At 66.9% G+C, this 1,768-nt stretch carries 2 protein-coding genes and 1 pseudogene; 2 read left to right on the top strand and 1 reads right to left on the bottom strand.

Annotation, left to right across the window (positions count from 1 at the left end):
- Positions 1-690 (top strand): epoxide hydrolase (locus tag VGZ23_00155; protein ID HEV2356023.1); only part of this gene is annotated, 690 nt, incomplete at its 5' end.
- A 109-nt stretch (positions 691-799) separates the two neighbouring features.
- Positions 800-1,342 (top strand): annotated as a pseudogene (locus tag VGZ23_00150) (epoxide hydrolase).
- Positions 1,343-1,442: 100 nt separating this feature from the next.
- Here the strand turns inward: VGZ23_00150 and VGZ23_00145 are convergent.
- Positions 1,443-1,768: response regulator transcription factor (locus tag VGZ23_00145; GenBank protein ID HEV2356022.1), on the bottom strand; the 326-nt coding region annotated here is incomplete at its 5' end.

Here is a 1,768-nt window from a genome sequence, read left to right as displayed (position 1 = left end):
GGCTACACCCGCTACGTCGCCCAAGGCGGCGACTGGGGCGCCTTCGTCGTCGACCAGATGGGCTTGCAGGCACCTGAGGGATTGCTCGCGATCCACACCAACATGCCTGCCACCGTCCCCGCTGACGTCGACAAGGCTTCCCTGGCCGGGGACCCGCCGCCATCTGGTCTGTCAGCTGAGGAACGACGCGCCTATGAGCAGCTGATCAGGACGTACGGGCAAGTCGAGTACGCCAGATTCATGGCCGCGCGCCCGCAAACCTTGTACGGCATCGCGGATTCACCCGTCGGCCTGGCCGCCTGGCTTCTGGACCACAACGATGCCGATGGCCAGCCTGCCGCGGCGGTCGTCGCGGCTCTGAACCGGACCACGAGCGACACAGGTGAACTGACCCGTGATGAGGTCCTCGACAACATCACGCTGTACTGGCTAACGAACACGGGCGTCTCTGCGTCTCGTCTGTACTGGGAATACAAGGGCGGCTTCTTCAACGCCAAGGGCGTCTCCATCCCCGTTGCCGTTACCGTCTTTCCTAGCGAGCAGTATCAAGCGCCGCGAAGCTGGGCCGAGCGGGCCTACCCCAACCTCATCTACTACCACGAGGTCGACAAGGGCGGCCACTTCGCGGCCTGGGAGCAGCCGCAACTCTTCTCACAAGAAGTTCGGGTGGGCTTCCGGTCACTCCGCTGAGGGCCAGCCGCCGAAGACGTACGGCGCTGGTGAGGCCTTGACCATCCCAGCGGGGGTGATCCACGCGGTGCGGAATGTCGGCAGCGGCAACGCGGCGGAGCACTCTCCGCCGGCGGAATCCGAGAAGGAACGCGCGGCGCTCGACGCGCTCACCACGTTCAACACGAGCGGCAGGGGCTACTTCATCGAGCAGGCCACGCGGCCGCAGACGATCGGCTACGCCCTGCTGGATTCACCCGTCGCCCTGGCGGCCTGGATGCTCGACCACGACACCGACGCCTACTACAAAATCTCCCGCGCCTTCCTCGACGGGCAGCCCTCTGGCGGCCTGACCCGGGACCACATCGTCGACAACATCACGCTGTACTGGCTGACCGGCACCGGGACATCGGCGGCCCGGTCGTACTGGGAGGTCGGACGGGCCGCAGCCCTTGCGGCGGCAGCCGGGCAGGCTCCTGCAGCGGTCTCGGTCCCGGTCGGCTTCACCACCTTCCCCGGCGAGGTCATCCCGGCCCCGCGAAGCTGGGTCGAGAAGGTCTACCCCAACCTCAGCTACTTCAACGAAGCCGCCGAGGGCGGCCACTTCGCCGCCTGGGAACAGCCCGAGCTCTTCTCAGAAGAGGTCCGCGCGGCGTTCAGGCCGCTACGCTAGTCGGCGCAGAACAACCTGATCTGCAAGCCCCGACCCGTGATCTGGCGGTGATCGCGAATTGGCGCTGGTCAGGGAGTGCCGGGGCGGTGCGGTCAGGCGTTTACGCCTCGCGTGCGTCATGCGCGAGGAGGGCGATTTGGACGCGGTTGTTGAACTGGAGCTTCTCGAGCAGGCGTGAGACGTGCGCTTTGACGGTCGCGACGCTCATGTACAGCTCGCGGCCGATCTCGGCGTTGGACTTGCCGAGCCCGATCGCAATGGCAACCTCTCGTTCGCGTTGGGTGAGGCGGTCGAGTTGTTCGCGGGCGTAGCGCGTCCGGTCGTCGCCCTCGCTGTCGGTCACGTGGCCGATCAGCCTGCGGGTGATCGTGGGGGAGAGGATCGGCTCGCCGGCGGCGACGGTCCGGACAGCGCGCACGATGTCGG

This window comes from bacterium, assembly GCA_035945995.1.
GTDB lineage: Bacteria > Sysuimicrobiota > Sysuimicrobiia > Sysuimicrobiales > Segetimicrobiaceae > DASSJF01.
The sequence above is the reverse complement of the archived record's forward strand: the minus strand, read 5'-3'. Positions and strand labels throughout refer to the sequence as shown.